General features: G+C 71.7%; 22 protein-coding genes. 6 read left to right on the forward strand and 16 right to left on the reverse strand.

The genetic code is table 11. The features are described 5' to 3' along the window. Window positions 1-84 precede the first annotated feature (84 nt). Window positions 85-810, forward strand: coding sequence for an exonuclease domain-containing protein (locus ACZ5NH_RS26790; RefSeq protein ID WP_468778712.1), 726 nt, complete (start codon window positions 85-87; stop codon window positions 808-810). 27 nt (window positions 811-837) lie between these two features. On the opposite strand, the gene ACZ5NH_RS26795 is transcribed toward ACZ5NH_RS26790, so the two are convergent. Further along, the gene (locus ACZ5NH_RS26795; protein ID WP_468778714.1) at window positions 838-1,701 is read right to left on the reverse strand and encodes a phosphotransferase enzyme family protein; all 864 of its coding nucleotides are present in this window, start codon (window positions 1,699-1,701) and stop codon (window positions 838-840) included. Window positions 1,702-2,030: 329 nt separating this feature from the next. Next, window positions 2,031-4,289, reverse strand: coding sequence for an MMPL family transporter (locus ACZ5NH_RS26800; RefSeq protein ID WP_468778716.1), 2,259 nt, complete (start codon window positions 4,287-4,289; stop codon window positions 2,031-2,033). Window positions 4,290-4,699: 410 nt separating this feature from the next. On the opposite strand from ACZ5NH_RS26800, the gene ACZ5NH_RS26805 reads away from it, so the two are divergent. The 5 genes from ACZ5NH_RS26805 to ACZ5NH_RS26825 all read left to right on the forward strand — a co-directional run bounded on the left by ACZ5NH_RS26805 (window position 4,700) and on the right by ACZ5NH_RS26825 (window position 8,623). Next, window positions 4,700-5,251, forward strand: coding sequence for a DUF1697 domain-containing protein (locus ACZ5NH_RS26805; protein ID WP_451553190.1), 552 nt, complete (start codon window positions 4,700-4,702; stop codon window positions 5,249-5,251). A 47-nt stretch (window positions 5,252-5,298) separates the two neighbouring features. Beyond that, window positions 5,299-6,342 carry a ketopantoate reductase family protein gene (locus ACZ5NH_RS26810; protein ID WP_468778777.1) on the forward strand — a complete coding sequence of 348 codons (1,044 nt, stop codon included), beginning with the start codon at window positions 5,299-5,301 and terminating at the stop codon, window positions 6,340-6,342. A gap of 408 nt (window positions 6,343-6,750) precedes the next feature. Continuing rightward, a complete protein-coding gene (locus tag ACZ5NH_RS26815; RefSeq protein ID WP_468778718.1) occupies window positions 6,751-7,008 on the forward strand; it encodes a hypothetical protein in 258 nt (85 codons plus the stop codon). Window positions 7,009-7,077: 69 nt separating this feature from the next. Continuing rightward, window positions 7,078-7,713: a mycothiol-dependent nitroreductase Rv2466c family protein gene (locus ACZ5NH_RS26820; RefSeq protein ID WP_468778719.1), complete on the forward strand. Its 636-nt coding sequence runs from the start codon at window positions 7,078-7,080 to the stop codon at window positions 7,711-7,713. Window positions 7,714-8,314: 601 nt separating this feature from the next. Next, complete coding sequence (locus ACZ5NH_RS26825) at window positions 8,315-8,623, forward strand: hypothetical protein (protein WP_388624194.1); 309 nt, start codon at window positions 8,315-8,317, stop codon at window positions 8,621-8,623. 22 nt (window positions 8,624-8,645) lie between these two features. On the opposite strand, the gene ACZ5NH_RS26830 is transcribed toward ACZ5NH_RS26825, so the two are convergent. The 14 genes from ACZ5NH_RS26830 to ACZ5NH_RS26895 all read right to left on the reverse strand — a co-directional run bounded on the left by ACZ5NH_RS26830 (window position 8,646) and on the right by ACZ5NH_RS26895 (window position 21,685). Continuing rightward, on the reverse strand, window positions 8,646-9,383 hold the full coding sequence (locus tag ACZ5NH_RS26830) for a sirohydrochlorin chelatase (protein ID WP_468778721.1): 738 nt from the start codon (window positions 9,381-9,383) through the stop codon (window positions 8,646-8,648). Between the two features lie 8 nt (window positions 9,384-9,391). Beyond that, window positions 9,392-10,276 (reverse strand): ABC transporter permease, encoded by an 885-nt coding sequence (locus ACZ5NH_RS26835; protein WP_388624189.1) that lies wholly within the window; start codon window positions 10,274-10,276, stop codon window positions 9,392-9,394. Next, window positions 10,263-11,066, reverse strand: a complete 804-nt coding sequence (locus tag ACZ5NH_RS26840) for an ABC transporter ATP-binding protein (protein WP_468778724.1) — start codon at window positions 11,064-11,066, stop codon at window positions 10,263-10,265. Before ACZ5NH_RS26840 ends, ACZ5NH_RS26835 begins: the two co-directional genes overlap by 14 nt. Before the next feature lie 12 nt (window positions 11,067-11,078). Beyond that, window positions 11,079-12,188 carry an aliphatic sulfonate ABC transporter substrate-binding protein gene (locus ACZ5NH_RS26845; RefSeq protein ID WP_468778726.1) on the reverse strand — a complete coding sequence of 370 codons (1,110 nt, stop codon included), beginning with the start codon at window positions 12,186-12,188 and terminating at the stop codon, window positions 11,079-11,081. A 222-nt stretch (window positions 12,189-12,410) separates the two neighbouring features. After that, window positions 12,411-13,745 (reverse strand): sulfate adenylyltransferase subunit 1, encoded by a 1,335-nt coding sequence (locus ACZ5NH_RS26850; RefSeq protein ID WP_388624182.1) that lies wholly within the window; start codon window positions 13,743-13,745, stop codon window positions 12,411-12,413. A gap of 2 nt (window positions 13,746-13,747) precedes the next feature. Next, window positions 13,748-14,686: a sulfate adenylyltransferase subunit CysD gene (cysD, locus tag ACZ5NH_RS26855; RefSeq protein WP_468778728.1), complete on the reverse strand. Its 939-nt coding sequence runs from the start codon at window positions 14,684-14,686 to the stop codon at window positions 13,748-13,750. Continuing rightward, window positions 14,683-15,219 (reverse strand): adenylyl-sulfate kinase, encoded by a 537-nt coding sequence (gene cysC, locus ACZ5NH_RS26860; protein WP_388624176.1) that lies wholly within the window; start codon window positions 15,217-15,219, stop codon window positions 14,683-14,685. The genes cysD and cysC overlap by 4 nt, the downstream gene beginning before the upstream one ends. A gap of 86 nt (window positions 15,220-15,305) precedes the next feature. Continuing rightward, window positions 15,306-16,016: a phosphoadenylyl-sulfate reductase gene (locus ACZ5NH_RS26865; protein WP_468778730.1), complete on the reverse strand. Its 711-nt coding sequence runs from the start codon at window positions 16,014-16,016 to the stop codon at window positions 15,306-15,308. Beyond that, window positions 16,013-16,195 carry a hypothetical protein gene (locus ACZ5NH_RS26870; RefSeq protein WP_388624171.1) on the reverse strand — a complete coding sequence of 61 codons (183 nt, stop codon included), beginning with the start codon at window positions 16,193-16,195 and terminating at the stop codon, window positions 16,013-16,015. The genes ACZ5NH_RS26865 and ACZ5NH_RS26870 overlap by 4 nt, the downstream gene beginning before the upstream one ends. After that, window positions 16,192-17,892, reverse strand: coding sequence for a nitrite/sulfite reductase (locus ACZ5NH_RS26875; RefSeq protein ID WP_468778732.1), 1,701 nt, complete (start codon window positions 17,890-17,892; stop codon window positions 16,192-16,194). The genes ACZ5NH_RS26870 and ACZ5NH_RS26875 overlap by 4 nt, the downstream gene beginning before the upstream one ends. Window positions 17,893-18,019: 127 nt before the next feature. Next, a complete protein-coding gene (locus tag ACZ5NH_RS26880) occupies window positions 18,020-18,103 on the reverse strand; it encodes a putative leader peptide (protein ID WP_309486338.1) in 84 nt (27 codons plus the stop codon). Between the two features lie 127 nt (window positions 18,104-18,230). After that, entirely contained in the window at window positions 18,231-18,803 is a 573-nt protein-coding gene (locus ACZ5NH_RS26885) for a GNAT family N-acetyltransferase (protein WP_468778733.1), read from the reverse strand. 85 nt (window positions 18,804-18,888) lie between these two features. After that, window positions 18,889-20,223, reverse strand: coding sequence for a hypothetical protein (locus ACZ5NH_RS26890; protein ID WP_468778735.1), 1,335 nt, complete (start codon window positions 20,221-20,223; stop codon window positions 18,889-18,891). A gap of 175 nt (window positions 20,224-20,398) precedes the next feature. Continuing rightward, on the reverse strand, window positions 20,399-21,685 hold the full coding sequence (locus tag ACZ5NH_RS26895; protein WP_468778737.1) for a GAF domain-containing protein: 1,287 nt from the start codon (window positions 21,683-21,685) through the stop codon (window positions 20,399-20,401). Window positions 21,686-21,954 lie beyond the last annotated feature (269 nt).

Genomic DNA, 21,954 nt, shown 5'->3' on the forward strand with positions numbered 1-21,954 from the left:
CGGAACGCGATCCCCTGGTTGTCAGTGCCGCATGCGAGGGTGGAGGCCACTGGGGGAAAGCACCACCAAGAAGGGGGGCCGCCCATGGGCTGGCACCGGGAGCTGCTGATCGGCTTCGACCTGGAGACGACCGGGACCGATCCGCGGGAGGCGCGCATCGTCACCGGCGCGGTGATCGAGGTCAGGGCCGGTGAGCCCATGGGACGCCGGGAATGGCTGGCCGATCCGGGCGTGGAGATCCCGGCGGACGCGGTGGCGGTGCACGGCATCAGCAACGAGCGGGCGACGGCCGAGGGCCGTCCGGCCGACCAGGTGGCCGACTCCATCGCCGACGTCCTGGTGGGGTACTGGAAGGCGGGCGTCCCGGTCGTCGCCTACAACGCCGCGTTCGACCTCACCCTGCTCTCCGCCGAGCTGCGCCGCCACACCCTGCCGTCCCTGGCCGACCGCCTGGGCGGCGCCGCCCCCGCCCCGGTCGTCGACCCCTACACCATCGACCGCTGGGTCGACCGCTACCGCCGTGGCAAACGGAACCTGGAAGCGGTCTGCGCCGAGTACGGCATAGTCCTCGACGCGGCCCACACGGCCCCGGCCGACGCCCTCGCTGCCGCGCGCCTCGCGTCCGCGATAGCCGACCGCCATCCGAAGATCGCGTCCCTGGCTCCGGCCGACCTGCACCAGCGGCAGATCGAGTGGTATGCGGAGTGGGCGGCGGACTTCCAGGCGTTCCTGCGCCGCAAGGGGGAGGCGGGGGCGGTGGTGGACGGGGCGTGGCCGCTGCGGGAGCTGACGCAGAGCCAGCCCGCTTAGCCCGTCCCTCAGGGCCGCGGAACAGCCTCAGAACGGGTACCAGCGCACCGTCTCGTCGCCATCTCGCAACGACCCCACCCGCCGCCGGAACTCAGCCAGTGCCTTCGGATTGCTCGGCGCATGCTGGGCCACCCAGGCACAACTGGCCGTCTCCCGGGCCCCGCGCAGCACCCCGCACCCGTCCCACTCCCGCACGTCCCACCCGTACGCCTCGGTGAACGAGTCGTAGGCCTCGGCGGGCAGCCCGTACCGGTCGCGGGAGAGGGCCATGACCACCAGGTCGTGCTCGCGCAGGTCGGCGGAGAAGGTCTCCAGGTCGACCAGGACCGGCCCGTCCGGGCCGATGTGCACATTGCGGGGCAGCGCGTCCCCGTGGATCGGCCCCGGCGGCAGATGGGGCGTCAGCGCGGCCGCGGCCGTCGCGAACCCGTCCCGGCGCGCGCGGAGACAGGCGGCGTCCTCGGGGTCGATCGCGTCGCCCGCGAGCCGCAGCCAGCGCTCCACACCGCCCAGCAGTTCGCGGGGCGGCAGAGCGAAGGGAGGAGAGGGAAGTGCGTGCACCATCCGCAGCAGCCTCGCGAGGTCCCGCGGCTCGGCGGGCCGTACGGGGTCGGGCAGCCGGTGCCACACCGTCACCGGGTGGCCCTCGACCAGCCGCGGCTTCGGCTCGGCCGCCCGTACCGCCGGCACGCCGGCCTCGGCCAGCCAGCCGGCGATGTCCAGCTCGCGCCGGGCCCGGTCGAGCAGCTCGGCGTCGCGGCCCACCTTCACCACCAGATCACCGGCGGCGAACACCGCGTTCTCCCCGAGGGCGAGGAGAGCCGCGTCCCGGGCGCGGCCCGGCAGCACTCCCGCCGTGGCCAGTACGTCCCGTGCCCGTGCCTCGTCCATCGTCCCTCCGTGCCCCACTGTCGTTTCGTGCCTTGAGCGGACCCGGCCGCCGCCGTGCGGGTGCCGGACGCATGCCGGTGCCGGGCGGGTCGCTCCGGCCAGTCTCGCATTCGCCCGGGTCGGCCGACCGCGACCCGTCACCGCCCGGGCTCCCGCCGGCCCTGGATGCGGCACCTGAGGCGCGGGGACCCGATCGAGGCCGAACTGCCGCTTCGTACGGGGGAGCAGCGCCCGAAGGGGCGCGGGGAACTGTGCGACCAGCTCCCCGCGCCCCCGCACCCGCGCGCTCTCAACCGCCCGTCGGGTAGGCGCCCATCCGGCTCGCCGGATCAGACCGGCAGCCGCTCCCCCTCCTCGCGCGCCGGCGGGGAAGCAACCGCGGCCGGCGTCTCGTCGTGCGTCAGGTCCGGCAGCCAGTGGAGCCACCTCGGCAGGTACCAGTTGCGCTCGCCGAGCAGGGCCATCACGGCCGGCAGCAGCACACCGCGGATGACCGTCGCGTCGATGAGGACCGCCGCGGCCAGGCCCACTCCCATCTGCTTCATGGACTGCATCGACAGCGTGCCGAAGATCGCGAACACGGCGACCATGATGACCGCGGCGCTGGTGACGACGCCGGCCGTGGTCACCACGCCGTGCCGGATCGCGTCCTTCGTCGTACGGCCGTTCATGCGGGCCTCGCGGATCCGGGACACCACGAACACGTGGTAGTCCATCGACAGCCCGAACAGGATCACGAACAGGAACAGCGGCAGCCAGGTCACGATCGCGCCGACCCCCGCCGCGCCCACCAGCGAGGCACCCCAGCCGTGCTGGAAGACGGCGACGAGGATGCCGTACGCGGCGCCCACCGACAGCAGGTTGAGCACGATCGAGGTGATGGCCACGGTCAGCGAGCGGAACGACAGCAGCATCAGCAGGAAGGCGAACGCGATCACGAAGGCGAAGACCGGGACGACGGAGCCGAGCAGCTGGTCGTTGAAGTCGTGGTTGCCGGCCACCTGCCCGGTGACCGGCGCCTGCAGGCCGGCCACCTTGCCGAGCGTGTCGGGCCGTACCTCCTCGCGCAGCTTGTCCAGGCTCTTGACCGCCCGGTCCATGTCGGAGCCGCCGACCAGCGGCACGGAGACCAGGGCGACGTTCTGCGCGTCGTGCACCCGGATGTCGACCGGGCCGCGCGAGGCGCCGGAGGCGATCGCCTCCTTCTTGAAGTCGGCCAGCGCTTGCCGCACCTCGGGTGCGTTGATGTCCCTGGCCCTGACGACGACCTGGGCCGGCTCACTGCCGCCCGGGAAGGCGTCGTTGACGCGGTTGTACGTCTGCACGATCGGCAGCGACTTTCCGAACTCCTGGTCCAGGGTGAGCTGTTGGGTCTTCATGCCGAGCGCGGGCGCCGTCACAGCCAGCAGCGCACCGGCCGCCACGACGACGGAGACCAGCGGCCTGGCCAGCACCGCGCGCAGGACGGCGGTCCACACCCGGCTGCCCTCGCCCGCGGCCCGCTTCCGGCTCCGGTCGCGGCGGCTCAGGAACGGGATCTTGCCCTTCTCCACCCGCTCGCCGAGCAGCGACAGCAGCGCCGGCAGGACCGTCACCGACCCGACCATGGCGACCGCGACCACCATCAGCGAGGCCAGGCCCATCGCCTCGAACTGGGCGAGCCCGGTGAAGAGCATGCCCGCCATCGCCACGCACACCGTGACCCCGGAGACGATGACCGCCCGGCCGCTGGTGGCGGCGGCGATCCGCAGAGCGGTGCCCGCGTCCCGGCCGGCCTGCCGCTCCTCGCGCTCACGGCGCAGATAGAACAGGCAGTAGTCCACGCCGACGGCCATACCGACCAGCAGCATCACGGAGTTGGCGGTGTCGCTCATTGGCTGCAGATGGCTGACGAGGCCCATCAGACCCATCGTCGCCATGATCGCGGTGATCGCGAGGGCCACCGGCAGCAGCGCGGCCATCAGCGCCCCGAAAGCGATCAGCAGGATGCCGAGGGCCACCGGCACCGCCGAGTACTCGGCCTGCTTGAAGTCGTTCCCGAAGGCGTCCTTGTACTGCTTCTGCATGCTGGCGCCGCCGATCTCCTCGATCCGCAGCGAGTCATGCGCCTTCTGCACCCCGGCGACCGCGTTCAGCACCGGCTCGATCCGGTCGACGGCCGTCTTGGCGTCACCGCGCATGTCGAACTGCACCAGCGCGCTGCGGCCGTCCCGGGAGATGGTGTGCGTGTCGTACGGCGAGGTCACGGCCGTGACCTTCCCGGTGCCCTCGACCGCCTTCACCACGTCGGCGACGGCCTTGTGGAACTCGGTGCCGGTCGCCGTGACGCCGGTGTCCTTGGACTGGATCAGGACGGTCTCACCGGCCGGCTCCTTGATCCCCGCGTCGTCGATGATCTGGGCGGCGGTGTGCGTCTCGCCCTTGAGCTGGTTGTTCTCGTCGACGTCGACCCGGCCCGCCGCCGAGCCCAGCCCCATGGCCAGCACGACGAACAACACCCAAATGCCGACGGCCGCCCAGCGGTGCCGGGCGCTCCAGCCACCGGCGCGGGCGGCCAGCCCCCGCACCGGCACGTCCCTGTTCCCCATCGCGGGTCCTACCCCTCGTGTGCGGTGGCGGCCCCCTGCCACCACGTCTGCGCTTGCTCCGGTACGACCGTATGAGCCGGATAAACGCGTCTCCTCGTGCTGCCCGGTGAACTCGGCGACCCGCCGGTCAGCACTGGGGAGGACAGCGGCCCCTTACACCTATCCGCACTTCTCGGGGGCGCGTCTCGGGGTTCACCGGCCTGTCCCGCTCACCGCCGGACATGGGTTGTCCGTTCTGCCGCCGGCGCGGCGGTTTGTGATTACGAAACCTTGTTGAACAAGTCACAGCTGCGTGTAGAGGTTGATCCGCCGCCCGCCGATCAGCGAGAGTTTCGCGCAGCCCCGCCCTGTGCGGGCCCGGCCGTCGTGCCCACCCCCACGGGGCACGACGGCCGCTCTACGCTGGCCGGATGACGACCTACGCGGCGCTGTTGCGCGGAATCAACGTCGGCGGCAGCAAGAAGCTGCCGATGGCCGACCTCCGTACGCTGCTGACCGGCCTCGGCCACACCGGCGTACGGACCCATCTGCAGAGCGGCCAGGCCGTGTTCACCGCCGGTCACGGCGACGAGGAGTCGCTCGCGGCGGAGCTGAGCCGGGCGATCGAGGAGCGGTTCGGCTTTCCGGTCGACGTGATCGTGCGCGACCACGCCTATCTGAAGGCGGTCGCCGAGGCCTGCCCGTTCCCGGCCGCCGACCTGGCGCCCAAGCAGCTGCACGTCACGTACTTCTCCGCACCGGTCACCCCGGACCGCTTCGCGGACATCGATCCCGCCGTCCATCTCCCCGAGGAGTTCCGCCTCGGCGACCGCTGCCTGTACCTGTACGCCCCCGAGGGGCTCGGCCGCTCCAAGCTCGCCGAGGTACTGTCCCGCCGCCCCCGGACCAAGGGCCTGATCGCCACGAGCCGGAACTGGAACACGGTGGTCAAACTGGTCGAGTTGACCGCTCCGGGAGCGTGATGGACCGCACCGGAAGGGCCGCGTACGCCTGTGCGAGGCCCTACCCCATTCGCTACATCATCATCGGGGCCGGAGCGGTCGGCGGGACCGTGGGCGGACGGCTGGCCCAGGCCGGGCGTGGGGTCGTCCTCGTGGCACGCGGCAAGCATCTGGCGGCACTGGCGGAGCGGGGGCTGCGACTGCGGGTGCCGGAAGGCGAGTTGACGTACCGGCTGACGGCCGTCGACGGGCCGGGTCCGCTCGGCGAACTGCGCCCCGACGACGTCCTCGTGCTCGCCGTGAAGACCCAGGACGCCCTGGCCGTCCTGGACACCTGGGGCGACGTGCCCGTGGCCGGCGGGGGCACCGCGGCCGAGCGGCTGCCGCTCGTCCTGCTGCAGAACGGAGTCGAGGGCGGACGGCTCGCGCTGCGCCGCTTCCGTCATGTGTACGGCGTCTGTGTCTGGTTGCCCTCGACCTTCGTGGAGCCCGGCGTCGTCTCCGCCGCGGGCACTCCGCTCACCGGCATCCTCCACCTCGGGCGCCTCCCGCACGGCACCGACGACACCGCCCACCGGATCGCCGCCGACCTGGAGGCTTCCCACTTCGAGGCGCCGGTGGTGCCCGACGTGGCCCGCTGGCAGTACGCCAAGCTGCTCGCGAACCTGAGCAACGCCGTCGAGGCGCTGACCGGAACCCGCGACACCGGGGCCGCCCAGGCGCTGTACAAGCGCGTGCGGGCCGAGGGGGAGGCCGTGCTGGACGCCGCAGGGATCGCGTACACGAGCCTGGAGGAGCAGCGCGCGGCCCGCGGCGACAAGGTCACCCTGGTGCCGCTGGACGGGGCCCCGCGCGGCGGCGGTTCCTCCTGGCAGTCCCTCGTCCGGGGCACCGGCACCATCGAGGCCGACTACCTCAACGGGGAGATCGTGCTCCTCGGCCGGCTGCACGGCGTACCGACGCCGCTGAACGAACTGCTCCAGCGGCTCGCCGACCGGTTCGCACGGGAGCGCCGGGCCGCCGGGTCGATGCCGGTCGCGGAACTGGTGCGCAGGGCCGACGCGGCCGAGGGTGCGGTGGCGGCCGACGCCGGTGCACCGCACGGCAGTTGATCTCCCGAGCGGTTCGGCGCTTCGTAGGACCTGGAGCGTAAGGGCGAGGGGCGGGGGAACGGTGGACGACGTCCTGGGCGGGACCGGCGCGGACGACGTCACGGAGGACACGGGGCGGCGGCTCGCGGAGCGGTTCGGGGCGGACCGGCGGCATCTCACGGCCGTGGCCCACCGGCTGCTCGGCTCGGCCGCCGAGGCCGCCGCCCGGCAGCTCGCCGGCCGGGCCCGGCGCCGTGTCCAGGGCCGGCCGGCCGCGCCCGCCGCCGACGCCGTACGCCGTCGCCGGGCCGTCGAGGCGTTCCTGGCCGCCACCCGCGGCGGCGGCTTCACGGCCCTGGTCGCGCTGCTCGACCCGGACGTGGTGCTGCACGCCGACGCGCTGGTCGCACCCACCCCGAACCGATCACCGTGCGGGGCGCCGCACCCGTCGCCCAGGGTGCGATGGCCGCCGTGGCGCGCGCCCAGCTCACCGGGCTCGCCCTGCTGGACGGCGAGTTCGGCCTGGTCATGGCGGAGCGGGGGCGGCTCCGGCTGGTCCGGGCCTTCGCCTTCGGCGCGGACGGCCGGATCGCCCGGATCGACGTCGTGGCGGAACCGGAACGCCTGCGCGCGACGGAGATCGCGGCGGTCGACCCGGGGCGGACCGGGGCCGGGGCGCCGACGTAGAATTGGACCAGTAAAATGAGATGGAATTGGGCCGGGACAGTGCACCAATGCGGCCCTAGGGTCACTGGCATGACGCACCGCGACACCGCCACCGAGTCCGCCCCGACCCGGGTCGACTTCTTCTTCGACCCGGCCTGCCCCTTCGCCTGGATCACCTCCCGCTGGCTGCTGGAGGTCGAGCGCCTGCGCCCGCTCGACCTCCGGTTCCGGGTGATGAGCCTGTACCTGCACAACATCGGCAACGAACTCCCTGATTGGTACCGGGACTTGGTGGACCGCTCGATCGGCCCGGTACGGGTCGCCGTGGCCGCCGCCGAACGGCACGGCGACAAGGTGCTGCGCGACCTGTACACGGCGTTCGGCACCCGGATCCACGAAGGCCGCATCGAGGACTTCGACCGGGTGGTCACCGAGGCGCTGGCCGAACTCGGGCTCCCCGCCGACCTGTCGGCCGCAGCCCACGACCCGTCGTACGACCAGGCGGTGCGGCGAAGTCACGTGGCCGGCGCCGAGCCGGAGACGGGCGGCTACGTGGGCACGCCGACCCTGCACGTCGACGGCACGGTGTGGTTCGGTCCCGTGCTGCGCGCCGTCCCGCGAGGCGAGGAGGCGGCCGAACTCTTCGACAGCTTCCGGGTGTTGGCCCGCCACCCCGACCTGTTCGAACTCAAGCGCACCCGCACCGGAGCCCTCCGCTTCGACTGACCAGGAACCGGCTTGGCCGATATGCATCGCTCGCCCCCGTCGAAGTCGCCGCTCGTGTGACACGCGGGTCGGGATCGACGCAGAACCAAGAGCCGCCGCGGTCCGACGTCACAGGGGAGCGCCGGACCCCGGCGGCCCTCTACCACATGCCCGTCCCCCAGGGCCAGCCCTCACCGAACCTCGCGACAAACTCGTCCCGTTGTCCCTAGGGTGAAGCGCGCAGACGGCCGGAAGGGGCGAGGGGACGGATGAGCGTGACGGGCAGAGCATCGCGGGCACTGCCCCTGTACCGCGCGGGCAGCCGGTCGCCGGGCCCGGTGCGGCACCGCGGGGAGGGAGCGCCCCGGCGACCGGGCGCCCCGGTGTGCCCCGGCGACGTCCTCGCCCACCGCGGCGATCCGTTCGCCGGAGACCGCCCACGTCGCCCTCCGGAGCCCGGTCAAGGGACACCGGTCACCCGGATGGGTGGCGATTTTCGGCCTACTCGACGTCGGTAACCTCAGCCGCACCGGCAACTTCGGCAACCAGAGCCTGGTCGCCCGCGCCGAAGCCGTAGCCCCCATCCCCGAAGGCTCCTTCGGATCACAAGCGAGGACAGGACATGAGCACCTACAACTTCGGGAACGGGCCCATCGATTTCGCCCGTATCGACCCCAGGAACGGCACCCCCGACCTCGAAACCCTCATGGCGGTGGCCGACCGGCTCACCGAGGCACTCCGGGCCGAGTACCCGCGGATCGCCGGGAACGGGGAGGTCGTCCAGGCGGAGCTGGCGCTGTCCGCGGAGGACGGCCTGCCGCCCAACCGGGGCCGTATCCGCACGGCACTGGAGAACGTCGCCATCACGGCGGGCGCGGGCACCGCCAGCCTCACCTTCACCCAGCACCTCCTGCACGCGCTCGACCTGTGACCCCGGGAGAGCCGGGGAACGGTCAGGCGCCCAGGGCCGTCAGCGCCGGCCGGCGTGCCGCGTCGTAGCGCTCCAGCAGCACCCGCGCCACCTCCGGCGCCGGACCCAGCACGTCCGCCCGTACGTCCGCCCCGGCCGCGCCCCGCGCGATGCGGTCCGGCAGAAAGCCGGGGGCCAGGACGTACGGCGCGACGGCGACCCGCTCACAGCCGAGGGAGCGCAGCTCCCGTACGGCGTCCTCCGTGCGGGGGAGAGATGCGGAGGCGAACGCAGGCCGCACGGCGCACCAACCGGTGTGCCACCACTCCCGCGCGATGTCGGCGATCACTGCGATCGCCTCCGGGTCGGTGGACCCCGCCGAGGCCAGCACGACCCCGGTCGAGGACTTGTCGGCGGGCGTCAACCCCGCCTCGTACAGCCGCCGTTCCAGCGCCGACAGCAGCAGCGGCGACGGACCCAGCACATCCGCCTGCCGGATCCGCAGCCGGGCCGGCGCCTCCCGCAGCACGGCGGGGATGTCGGCCTTGGCGTGGAAGGCGCGGGTCAGCAGCAGCGGCAGGGCGACGACGTCCCGCACTCCCTGCGCCGCGAGTGACTCCAGCACCACGGGAACCGAGGGGACGTTGAAGTCCAGGAAGCCGGTCTCCACGCGCAGCCCGGGCCGCTGCGACCGTACCCGCTCCACGAGGGCGTGCACGGCCTGGGCGTGCCGCGGGTCGCGGCTGCCGTGGGCGATGACGATCAGGACCGGTTCGTGCATGTCGTGCCTCAGCCCTTCACCAGCAGGCCGCGGCTGCGCAGCACCCACCGCTCCAGCGGGCTGAAGATCAGCAGGTCGACGGCGATGCCGACGAACAGGATGAGCAGGATGGCCTCGAACACCATGGCCATGTCGCCGGCGGTGCGGGCGTTCTCCAACAGCTGGCCGAGCCCCGTGCCCAGGTCGGGGAAGTTCGCGATGATCTCCGCGGCCATCAGGGAACGCCAGGAGAAGGCCCAGCCCTGCTTCATGCCCGCCACATACCCGGGCAGGGCGGCCGGCAGGGTGACGTGCCAGGTGCCCTTCAGACCCGTGGCGCCCATCGTGCGGCCCGCCCGCAGGAACAGCGGCGGCACCTGGTCCACGCCGGACACCAGACCGTTGGCGATGGACGGCACGGCACCGAGCAGGATCACCGCGTACATCATCGAGTTGTTCAGGCCCAGCCAGATCACCGCGGGCGGCACCCATGCCACCGACGGCAGCGACTGCAGACCGGACAGGATCGGGCCGATGGCCGCGCGCACGAACTTCACCCGCGCCACCAGCAGGCCCAGCGGGGTGCCGATCAGCAGGGCGAAGCAGAAGCCGAGCAGACCGCGCGAGATGCTGGTCCAGATGTAACCGAGGAGATTGCCCTCCAGCCAGTCCTTCCGGACCGCCTGCCAGACGGCCGACGGGGACGGCAGCTTGGTCGGATCGTCGACGATCTTCAGGGCGATCAGACCCTGCCAGACCACCAGGACCACGACGATCGCGGTGGTCGGCGGGACGATCTTGTCGACGAGGGTCTTGCGGAACGGCGTACGGCCCTGCTGCGCGGTCTCCAGCGCGTCGAGGCCCGCCTCCACGCTCCCCGTCTCGGGAGAGGTCGTCGTCTCAGTGCTGGCCATGGCGGCGGATCTCCCCACGCAGTACTTCGGTGATCTCCAGGGACAGTTCCGCCACGGGCGCGTCCTCGATGCGGCGCGGCTGCGGAATGTCGACCTCCCACTCCCGGGCGATGCGGCCCGGACGGGAGGACAGCAGTACGACACGCTGCGCGAGCCGCACCGCCTCGCGCACGTTGTGCGTCACGAACAGCACGGACAGCCCGGTCTCCGACCAGATGCGGGTCAGCTCGTCGTGCAGCACGTCCCGGGTGATGGCGTCGAGCGCCGCGAACGGCTCGTCCATCAGCAGCAGACTGCTCTCCTGTGCCAGCGCGCGGGCCATCGCCACCCGCTGCCGCATACCGCCGGACAGTTCGTGGACGCGCTTGCCGTACGCGCCCTTCAGCCGGACGAGTTCCAGCAGCTCCTCGGCCTTGCCGCGCCGCTCGGGCTTGGCAACCCCCCTGAGCTTCAGCGCGAGTTCGATGTTCTTGCCCGCGGTCAGCCACGGGAACAGGGCGTGCTCCTGGAACATCAGGGCCGGGCGCCCGTCGGTGGTGATGGACCCGGCGGTGGGCCGGTCCAGGCCCGCCACCAGGTTGAGCAGCGTGGACTTGCCGCAGCCCGAGGCCCCCAGGAGGGTGACGAACTCGCCGGGCGCGACATCGATGCTGATGTCGTCCAGGACGAGCTGCTGCCCGCCGGGTGTCGCGAAGGACTTCGAGACATGCTCGAGGCGTGCGGCGTAGTCGACCGACTCAGCGGCCTTGGCCAGGGTTGTCGCCATGGTCGTCACCTCCTGGGAACTCATCGGGAACAGGCGTCAGCTGGTGCCGAGACCGGCCGCGTCGACCGGGCTGTCACCTGAAGCCTTGAGGACCTTGTTGAGGATCGTCAGGTCGTAGATGCCATCGAGGTTCGGCTTGTCCAGCAGTCCGGCCTTGACCGCGTGCGCCGCCTCGGTGCTGAGGGTGGCGGCCAGCGGGTCGTCGGTGAACTGGATGGACTTCCACGCCGGGTCCAGGACGTTCGCCGGCAGCGCCTTGCCGGAGTCCGCCGCAAGCTGCTTGTTCGCCGCGGCCTTCGCCTGGTCCGGGTTGGCGTTGATCCACTTGTTGGCCTCGACCGAGGCCCTCAGCACCGCCTCGACCGCCTTCGGGTGCTCCTTCAGGAAGGCCTGCCGCACGATGATGTTCGTGATCACGAACTTCTTGTCCGGCCACAGCGCCGACTCGTCCAGCAGCACCTTGCCGCCCTCGGCGACCAGCTTGGACGCGGTCGGCTCCGGCACCCAGGCGCCGTCGACCGAGCCGGCCTTGAACGCGCCCGGGGTGACCTTGTTGTCGCTGCGGACGACCGTGACGTCACCCTTGCCGCTCTGCGCGTCGACCTTCCAGCCCTGCTCGGCGGCCCAGTTGAGGAACGCCACGTCCTGCGTGTTGCCCAGCTGCGGGGTCGCGATCCGCTTGCCCTTGACGTCCTTGAGGGACGAGATCTTCTTCGGGTTCACGACCAGCTTCACCCCGCCGGAGGCCGAACCACCGATGATCTTCAGGCTCTTGCCGTTCGACTTGGTGTAGCCGTTGATCGCGGGGGAGGGGCCGATCCAGCCGATGTCGATGGAACCGGAGCTGAGCGCCTCGATCTCGGACGGACCGGCGTTGAAGGTGGCGTAGTCCGCCTTGGTGGCGCCCAGTTCCTTCTGGAACAGGCCCTGTTCCCGGCCGACCAGCGCGGTCGAGTGGGTCAGGTTGCCGAAGTAGCCGATCTTGACGGAGTCGAGTCCGTCGATCTTCTTCGCGCCGGCGGCGACCTTGGTGGTGTCGTCACTCTTGGCCTGGGAGCCGTAGCCGCAGGCGGCCAGCGTGAGGAGGGGGAGTGCGGCGAGCGCGGCTATGCCGCCTCGGAAAAGCTTCGAGCGGTTGGCAGGCACGGGAGGGGTTCCTCTCGTTGGCCCGGCGGTCACGTCTCTCAGGTCGTGGCCGGGAGGTCGGCAGGTCTTCGTCTACGGCGGTGGGGGGTGAGGGCGCGCAAGCGGTGCGCGTACGTCAGCACACACATCGCGCCACCCCGCCCTGCCCGCTGCCGAGAGCGCCGCTGCCGATGCGGCCGCCCTCCTTGGCGAACGTCGAGTAGACGTCGGTCGTCCTCATGCTCAGAAGTCCCAGCCGTCGTCCGCGGAGTCGTCCTTGACCGGCTCGGGGGTGGCGAACGACTCGCCGACCATGCCCGCGGTGAGCGTGGTGCCGTCGCTCGGATCGATCAGGATGAACGAGCCCGTGCGCCGCGAGTCGGCGTAGGAGTCGAGCGGCAGCGGTTCGGCGGTACGGATCTTGACCCGGCCGATGTCGTTGGCGACCAGCTGCCCCGGGTGCGGGTGCAGGGACAGGTCGTCCAGCGTGAGCCGGGACGGGATGTCCTTCACGATCGCCTTGACCGTGCGGGTGCCGTGCTTGAGCAGCACCCGGTGACCGACGGTCAGCGGCGCGTCGGCCACATGGCAGACGGTCGCCTCCACGTCCTGGGTGGTGGCCGGCGCGTCCTTCGTCGGCACGATCAGGTCGCCGCGCGAGACGTCGATGTCGTCCTGGAGCAGGACCGTCACCGACTGCGTCGTCCACGCCACGTCCACCGGCTCGCCCAGCAGGTCGATGCCCGAGATCCGGGTGGTCCGCCCGGACGGCAGGACCGTGACCTCCTCGCCGACCCGGAAGGTGCCGGCCGCGATCTGGCCCGCGTAGCCCCGGTAGTCCGGGTGCTCGGCGGTCTGCGGCCGGATCACGTACTGCACGGGCAGCCGGGCGTGGCAGTGCGCCAGGTCATGGCTGACGGGAACGGTTTCGAGGTGTTCCAGGACGGTCGGGCCGCCGTACCAGTCCATGTTCGCGGACGGCTCCACCACGTTGTCACCGGCGAGCGCCGAGATCGGGATCGCGGTGACCTCCGGCACGCCCAGCTCGGTGGCGTACGCCGTGAACTCCTCGGCGATCGCGGCGAACACGGACTCCGCGTAGCCGACGAGGTCCATCTTGTTGACTGCGAGGACCACGTGCGGGACCCGCAGCAGGGCCGCGATGGCCGCGTGCCGGCGGGTCTGCTCGACCACGCCGTTGCGGGCGTCGACGAGGATCACGGTCAGCTCGGCGGTGGAGGCGCCGGTGACCATGTTGCGGGTGTACTGCACATGCCCGGGCGTGTCGGCCAGGATGAACCGGCGGCGCGGGGTGGCGAAGTAGCGGTAGGCGACGTCGATGGTGATGCCCTGCTCCCGCTCGGCGCGCAGGCCGTCGGTGAGCAGCGCGAGGTCCGGGCCGTCCTGGCCACGGCTCGCGGAGGCCCGCTCCACGGCCTCCAGCTGGTCGGTGAGGACCGACTTGGAGTCGTGCAGCAGCCGTCCCACCAGCGTGGACTTGCCGTCGTCGACGGAGCCGGCGGTGGCGAACCGCAGCAGCGTGGTGGCCGAGAGCGCCTCAGTCGTGGTCGTGCTCATGCTTAGAAGTACCCCTCGCGCTTGCGGTCTTCCATCGCGGCCTCGGACAGCTTGTCGTCGGCGCGGGTCGCGCCCCGCTCGGTGAGCCGGGAGGCGGCGATCTCGGCGATCACGGCGTCCAGCGTGGTGGCGTCGGAGTCGACGGCACCGGTGCAGGACATGTCACCGACGGTGCGGTAGCGGACCTGGCGCTTCTCGACGGCCTCGCCGTCCTTCGGGCCGCCCCACTCGCCGGCGGTCAGCCACATGCCGCTGCGCTTGAACACCTCGCGCTCGTGCGCGAAGTAGATCTGCGGCAGCTCGATGCCCTCACGGGCGATGTACTGCCACACGTCCAGCTCGGTCCAGTTGGACAGCGGGAACACCCGGACGTGCTCACCGGGCGCGTGCCGGCCGTTGTACAGGTTCCACAGCTCCGGGCGCTGGCGGCGCGGGTCCCACTGGGAGAACTCGTCGCGCAGCGAGAACACCCTCTCCTTGGCACGGGCCTTCTCCTCGTCCCGGCGCCCGCCGCCGAACACCGCGTCGAACTTCTCGCTCTGGATCTTCTCCGTCAGCGGAAGCGTCTGCAGCGGGTTGCGGGTGCCGTCGGGACGCTCCTTCAGCACACCGCGGTCGATGTAGTCCTGGACGGAGGCCACATGGAGCCGCAGCTCGTGCTTCGCCACCGTACGGTCGCGGTACTCCAGCACCTCGGGGAAGTTGTGCCCGGTGTCCACGTGCAGCAGCGAGAACGGCACCGCAGCCGGGGCGAACGCCTTCAGCGCCAGGTGCAGCATGACGATCGAGTCCTTGCCGCCGGAGAACAGGATCACCGGGTTCTCGAACTCGCCCGCCACCTCGCGGAAGATGTGGACCGCCTCGGACTCCAGCGCGTCCAGGTGGGAGAGGGCGTACGGGCTGTCCGTGCCCTCCTCGGTCTTCGCCACGGTCGTCGTCATGCCAGTCCCCTCTCGCTCAGCAGGGCGTACACCGACGCCGCGGACTCCTGCACGGTCTGGTGCTGCGACTCGATCCGCAGATCCGGCGTCCGCGGCTCCTCGTACGGGTCGTCGACACCCGTCAGCCCGGACAGCTCACCCGCGGCCTGCTTGGCGTACAGCCCCTTCACATCGCGCACGCTGCACACCTCGACCGGGGTCGCCACATGGATCTCCAGGTACGACGTCCCGTTCTCCGCGTGCCGCCCCCGCACCGCCTCCCGGCTGTCCGCGTACGGCGCGATCACCGGCACCAGCGCCTTGACGCCGTTGCGGGCGAGCAGTTCGGCGACGAAACCAATGCGCTGCACGTTGGTGTGCCGGTCCTCGCGGGAAAAGCCGAGGCCCGCCGAGATGAACTCGCGGATCTCGTCGCCGTCGAGCACCTCGACGCGGTGGCCCTCGGCGCGCAGCCGGCCGGCCAGCTCGTACGCGATGGTGGTCTTGCCGGCGCTCGGCAGACCCGTGAGCCAGACGGTGGCTCCGGTCGTCACGTGGTTCTCCTGGGTCGCATTGTTCGCTTCCGGCACAGCAGTAGCAGCGGGAGCTGTGGCTGCCGTGCGGGCGGCTGTGTTCGTCGTCATCCGTGCAGCCCGCACTCGGTCTTGGCACGGCCCGCCCAGCGGCCGGCGCGCGCGTCCTCGCCCTCCAGGACCCGGCGGGTGCAGGGGGCGCACCCGATGGAGGCGTAGCCGTCCATCAGCAACGGGTTGGTGAGCACGCCGTGTTCGGTGACGTAGGCGTCCACGTCGTCCTGCGTCCAGCGGGCGATCGGGGAGATCTTGACCTTCCGCCGCTTCTCGTCCCAGCCGACGACCGGTGTGTTCGCCCGGGTCGGGGACTCGTCACGGCGCAGGCCGGTCGCCCATGCCTGGTAGCCCTTCAGCCCCTCTTCGAGCGGCTTCACCTTGCGCAACGCGCAGCACAGGTCGGGGTCGCGGTCGTGCAGCCTCGGGCCGTACTCCGCGTCCTGTTCGGCGACCGTCTGCTTCGGCGTGAGGGTGATGACGTTGACGTCCATCACGGCCTCGACGGCGTCACGGGTGCCGATGGTCTCCGGGAAGTGGTAACCGGTGTCGAGGAAGACGACGTCCACGCCCTTGAGCACGCGCGAGGCGAGATGGGCGACGACGGCGTCCTCCATGGACGAGGTGACGCAGAACTTCGCGCCGAAGGTGTCGACCGCCCACTGGAGGATCTCCAGCGCGGAGGCGTCCTCCAGGTCGCGGCCCGCCTGCTCGGCGAGCGCCTTCAACTCGTCGGTCGTGCGGTCTTCCTGAGCCGTCGTCATGTCTGTGGGTCCCCTCCGTTGTCGGCTCGCTGAAGGCCCCGGGCGAGCAGCCCGAGGAACTTCAGCTGGAATGCGCGGTTGCACGCCCCGCATTCCCAGGCGCCGTGGCTCTGCTCGTGCGGACGCAGGTCCTCGTCGCCGCAGTAGGGGCAGTAGAAGGGTGCGGCACGTTCGCTCACGACAGTGCCTCCTCGTCCGCGCGCGCGGCCCAGGTGGCGAACCGCTCGCCGTCCTCGCGTTCGGCCTGGAACCGCTTCAGGACCCGCTCGACGTAGTCGGGCAGCTCCTCCGCGGTGACCTTCAGTCCGCGCACCTTGCGGCCGAAGCCCGCCTCCAGGCCGAGCGCGCCGCCGAGGTGCACCTGGTAGCCCTCGACCTGCTCGCCCCGGTCGTTGAGGACCAGTTGGCCCTTGAGACCGATGTCCGCGACCTGGATACGGGCGCAGGCGTTCGGGCAGCCGTTGAGGTTGATGGTGATCGGCTCGTCGAAGTCCGGCAGGCGGCGCTCCAGTTCGTCGATCAGCGACGAGCCGCGCTGCTTGGTCTCGACGATGGCGAGCTTGCAGAACTCGATGCCGGTGCAGGCCATGGTGCCGCGCCGGAAGGAGGACGGCCGGGCGGTGAGGTCCAGCGCCTCCAGGCCCTCGACCAGCGAGTCGACCTTGTCCTGCGCGACATCGAGGACGATCATCTTCTGCTCGACGGTGGTGCGCACCCGGCCCGAGCCGTGCGCCTCCGCGAGCTCGGCGATCTTCGTCAGCGTGGCGCCGTCGACGCGGCCGACCCGCGGGGCGAAACCGACGTAGTAACGGCCGTCCTTCTGCCGGTGCACGCCGATGTGGTCGCGCCACTGCTGCACGGGCTGCTCGGGAGCGGGCCCGTCGATCAGCTTGCGCCCTCCCAGGTACTCGTCCTCCAGCACCTGACGGAACTTCTCCGCGCCCCAGTCGGCGACGAGGAACTTCAGCCGGGCGCGGTTGCGCAGCCGGCGGTAGCCGTAGTCACGGAAGATCGAGATGACGCCCTCGTAGACGTCCGGGACCTCGTCGATCGGCACCCAGGCGCCCAGTCGCACACCGAGCTTGGGGTTGGTGGACAGGCCGCCGCCCACCCACAGGTCGAAGCCCGGGCCGTGCTCGGGGTGCCGTACGCCGACGAACGCCACGTCGTTGATCTCGTGCACGACGTCCAGCAGCGGCGAACCCGAGATGGCCGTCTTGAACTTCCGGGGGAGGTTCGAGTACGCCTTGTTGTTCAGGACGCGGCGCTTCATCTCCTCCAGCGCCGGCGTCGCGTCGATGATCTCGTCCTCGGCGATGCCCGCCACCGGGGAGCCGATCATCACACGCGGGGTGTCACCGCAGGCGGTCACGGTGGACAGGCCCACGGCCTCCAGCCGCTCCCAGATCTCGGGCACGTCCTCGACCCGGATCCAGTGGTACTGCACGTTCTGCCGGTCGGTGATGTCCGCGGTGCCGCGCGCGAACTCCTGGGAGATCTCCCCGATGACGCGCAGCTGCTGGGTGGTCAGCGCACCGCCGTCGATGCGCACCCGCATCATGAAGTAGCGGTCGTCGAGCTCCTCCGGCTCCAGCACCGCCGTCTTGCCGCCGTCGATCCCGGGCTTGCGCTGGGTGTACAGCCCCCACCAGCGCATCCGGCCGCGCAGGTCGCTGGGATCGATCGAGTCGAAACCGCGCTTGGAGTAGATCGTCTCAATGCGTGTCCGCACATTGAGACCGTCGTCGTCCTTCTTGACCTGCTCGTTGCCGTTCAGCGGAGTGAAGTGGCCCACCGCCCACTGACCCTCACCACGGTGACGGCTCACCTTGCGGCGGGGCGCGGAGGCGGCGGGGTTCGGCGGAGTGGCGGCCATGGTTCTACGTCCTTCGGGACCGGTGGGAATCGGCTCTGAACTGCACAGATGCGCGCACGCGGGCAGGCGTGCGCGTCATTGCGCAAGGAACATCAGGTAGGGGGGGTTCGCGGCGGTGCTGGGGCGGTCAGCTCGCCGGACAGATGGCGCTGGACATGCGGCCGAGGTCGACGTGCCGCCGACTCACCAAGGCAATTCCAGTTCCAGACATGACGGAAGCGTGTCATGGCGATCTGGACACAGTCCAGCTTTATCCAATATGCGGACACCCTTGTCCCGAATCTTGGGACAAGGGTGGCATCGCTCACATGCCGTGCGGGAAGGCTTGTCCCGGCAGGTCAGGCCGGGTAGGCGCCTGGCCAGGGACCGGGCTCCGCCATGTCCGGCTCCAGCTCCACCTTGGTGTCGAACAGCTTGAAGCCGCGCCGCTGGTAGTTGTCCATGGCGAACTCGCCGTCCTTGCTGCACGTGTGCAGCCACACCCGCTTCGTCGGCGTCCGCTCGGGCCACCGCTCGGCCAGGTCCCAGGCGCGCGCCGTGCCGTACGACAGCAGATGGCCGCCGATGCGCCGGCCGCGGAAGGCGGGGACCAGCCCGAAGTAGGCGATCTCGACCGTGCCCTCGTCCTGCGGGTCCAGCTCCACATAGCCGGCCGGGGTGCCGCGGTCGTAGGCCACCCAGGTCTCCACGCCGGGCCGGTCCAGGTACTCCTGCCACCTGGCGTACGTCCACCCCAGCCGGTCGGTCCAGCGGATGTCGCCGCCGACCGAGGCGTACAGGAAGCGGCTGAACTCGGGGGAGGGAACCTCGGCGCGAACGATCCGGACATCGCCCTCGGGCGCGGCGGCCGACCGGAGGTCGGCCGGCGAGGTCTGCTCCAGGGACCAGGTGGTGACAGGGACGCTGCTCATGCGGGCCAGGGAATCATCCCACCGCCCGGTCTGTCGATCGCCCCGGGCACCCTGTGGACAGCCGGTCGCCTTCAGGGCTGCGGGGTCAGCCCAGCGACCGGTCCAGTCCTGCCAGGGGCACGGCGAAGAGCATCCGGTCCGACAGCGACCAGACCTCGCCCGTCTCCTGCCAGTACGACAGGGAGCCCGCCGCCTCCGCCCAGCAGCGATGCGAGCCGTCCGCGCCGCAGTGTGCCGCCTTCGCGCCGCCGGCGTCCTGCCGCCACAACCCGCCATGTCCGTCCCGTGAGCCGGGCAGGCGTCCCACATACCAGGACGCGTCCTGCGCGCCGGGCTGCCGGTACGACAGCACGCCCCGGATCCCCGCCGCCCGGGTCCGGTAGGCGTCCATCGCCGTCACCCGCCCCACGGCGTCCGTGGCGAGCAGTCCCTCGCGCGCCGGATCCGTGCTGAACGCATACCGCCACAGCCGGGCGTTCCGCTCCCCGTCCGGCGCGGTCCACTCCGCGGCGACCAGGCTGTCCGGCACGCTGCTCCGGTCGAGGGCGAGCGCGCCGGGACAGGGCGGGCCCGAGCGATGGCAGCGGCCCCCGGTGAAGCGGTACGAGCCGACCGCGGGCATCACATAGCGGTAGCCGTCGGCGGACCAGCCGCCGGGCACCCGGCCGATCGCGGGCCCGTCGACGCCGGCGCGCTGGATCCGGTCGAGGTCGTAGACGTACAGCGCGTCGGCGCCGCCGGTCCTGGCGGTGACCAGCAGCTTGTCCTGGTACCAGACTATCCCGGAGATCCCCGAGGTCAGCCCCCGGTAGTCACGGCCGCCGTCGACCGGCACCACCAGCAGCACCCAGCGGTAGGCGAGCCGGGCGGGGTCGTCGGCGTTCACGAAGGCGACCCGGGCCAGCCCCCGCTCGGCGGCCGGGCCGGCGGTGGTGCTGTGGGTCCAGCCGGCCAGCACGACCCGGTGGGCGCCCCAGACACCGTCGTCGTCGGCGTCCCCGGACGTGGTCACCGACGCCGGCCGCCAGGCGGTGCCGGCGGAGTCGGCCGGGTCCCAGCAGTAGGCGCGGGTGGCGGCCGGGGTGACGGGCAGGGACGCGCGGTCGGCCGAGGAGCAGTCGGCGGACGCGCGCATCCCGCGGTCGGCGCTCGCCAGCACGGCGTCCACGCCGACCGGGCGGCCCATCGCGGCGGAGAGCCGGTCGAGTGTGCGGGCGGGGACCAGCCGCTCCTGGAGCCGCAGCCGGCCCGTGTCCGTGGGGGAGGAGAGCGGCCTGAGCGCGCCGGGGCTGTCGGTGACGTCCGCCTGGGAGACGCTGATCAGGGTGGCGGCCGCGGTGAGCGCCAAGGCGGTCCCGGTCAGGACCGCGCGCAGTGCAGCGCCCCGCCTGCGCCGGCGGTGTCTGCCGCGATGCTTCATCTCGTCCCCTTCTCCAGGGCTCCTTCGCCGCCGGGGCTCGCCGGCCGGTGGCGGGCCAACTGCGCCTGATGATCTTTATGTTGACGCGAGAAGCGGCTGGGGAGGCCCTCATGGGATGCTACGGCAGCAACGGCCCGCGCAGGGCGAAGACCCCGCAAATATGCGGAAGACACGCTCACCGGTCCGCGGGACCGCCGCGCTGCGCGGCCGTCCGCATCCGCGCGATCGCCGGCGCCGTCGAGGAAGGCAGCAGGTCACGCGGGTCGTCGGGGAGGAGCACCTCGAACTCCGCGTCCTCGCGGAAACGATACGGCCGATGCTGCAGAAGTTCCCCGCAGTACCGCCGGATCCGGGACATCTCCGCCCGCACCGTCACCGTGCGTGAGGAGTCCCCGAACAGGTCCTCGGCCAGGGCCGCCGCCCCGCGTCCGGCCCGGTGCGCGGCGAGCAGATACAGGAACTCGGCGTGCCGGGGACTGAGTTCATGCGACCAGGACCCCGCCGCACCGGACACCGTCAGCGTACTGCGTCCCGGCCTGGCCAGATCCAGCACGATCCGGGGAGCCGTGCCGGCCGGTTCCTCGGCCGCGCGCAGCAACCAGCCCCCGGCCAGCGGCTCCACCGCGCACGACCCGAGCGACGGCAGCCACCGGCGGCCCGGCGCCAGCGACTTGGGCAGCGCGACCCGCCGCACATACGGCATCCCGGACACCGCCGCCGACCAGCCGTCCCGGTCCACCACCAGCGCCCGTCCGTCCAGCCGGGCCAGCACCGGCGCCGCCACCGACCGCAGCCGCTCCAGCGAGTCCCGGTGCAACTCCCGCAGCCGCGCCTCGGCCAGCTTGGCCACCGAGTCCACCCAGGCGAGGGTCGCCGGATGCATGGTCTCCAGCGGGCCGCTGACGTCCACCACACCGATCAGCCGGCCGTCCCTGGGGTCGGTGATCGGCGCGCCGGTACAGGTCCAGGAGGAGTGCGAGCGGACGAAGTGCTCGGCGGCGAAGACCTGCACGGGCCGCCGTACCACCGCCGGAGTGCCCACCCCGTTGGTGCCGACGACGTCTTCCCGCCAGTCCGCGCCGAGTTCGAAGCCCAGGCCGTCCGCCTTGCGCAGCACCGGCGAGGCCCCCTCCCGCCACAGCACCCGGCCGTCGGCGTCCGCGACGACCATGATGTGCTGGGCTATGTCGGCGACCGAAAGCAGACCCTGCCGCAGCACCGGCAGGACGTGCCTGAGCGGCGACTCCTCGCGCCTGCGCAGCACTTCGTCGGAGGGCAGCAGCCCGGATCTGAAGTCGTGGTCGGGATCGACACCGCTGCGCAGCATCCGTCCCCAGGACTGCTCGATCACCGGCCGGGGCGCGATTCTCGCCCGCTGACCGGCAAGGGTGGCGTCACGTACCTCGCTCAGCAGCCGCGCCGCCTGTGCCGCGTCCACGGCGGCCAGGCGCGCCACGTTCATCGGCGGGTTCACCACGGGGGTCCTCCCGGTCGGGGCGTCGAACATATTTTGTCAAGCCGTCCTGGCGGCGGTTTCCGGTCCGGCTGCTATCTCCCATACTGCCGCTCCGGGCAGGCCGGAGGCACACACTCCGCGCACGTGCCCCCACAAGTTGCAACCCCCTGCAACCCTGGTGGACGGTCGGGGGGTGGCCGAGACTTGACCCCGACGCGGTGTCGCGTCCGCGGGCTTAACGGGCCCATGAGGTGGGGGTGGTGCCGTGTCGGCGC

It is taken from the genome of Streptomyces sp. NPDC031426 (genome assembly GCF_055581585.1).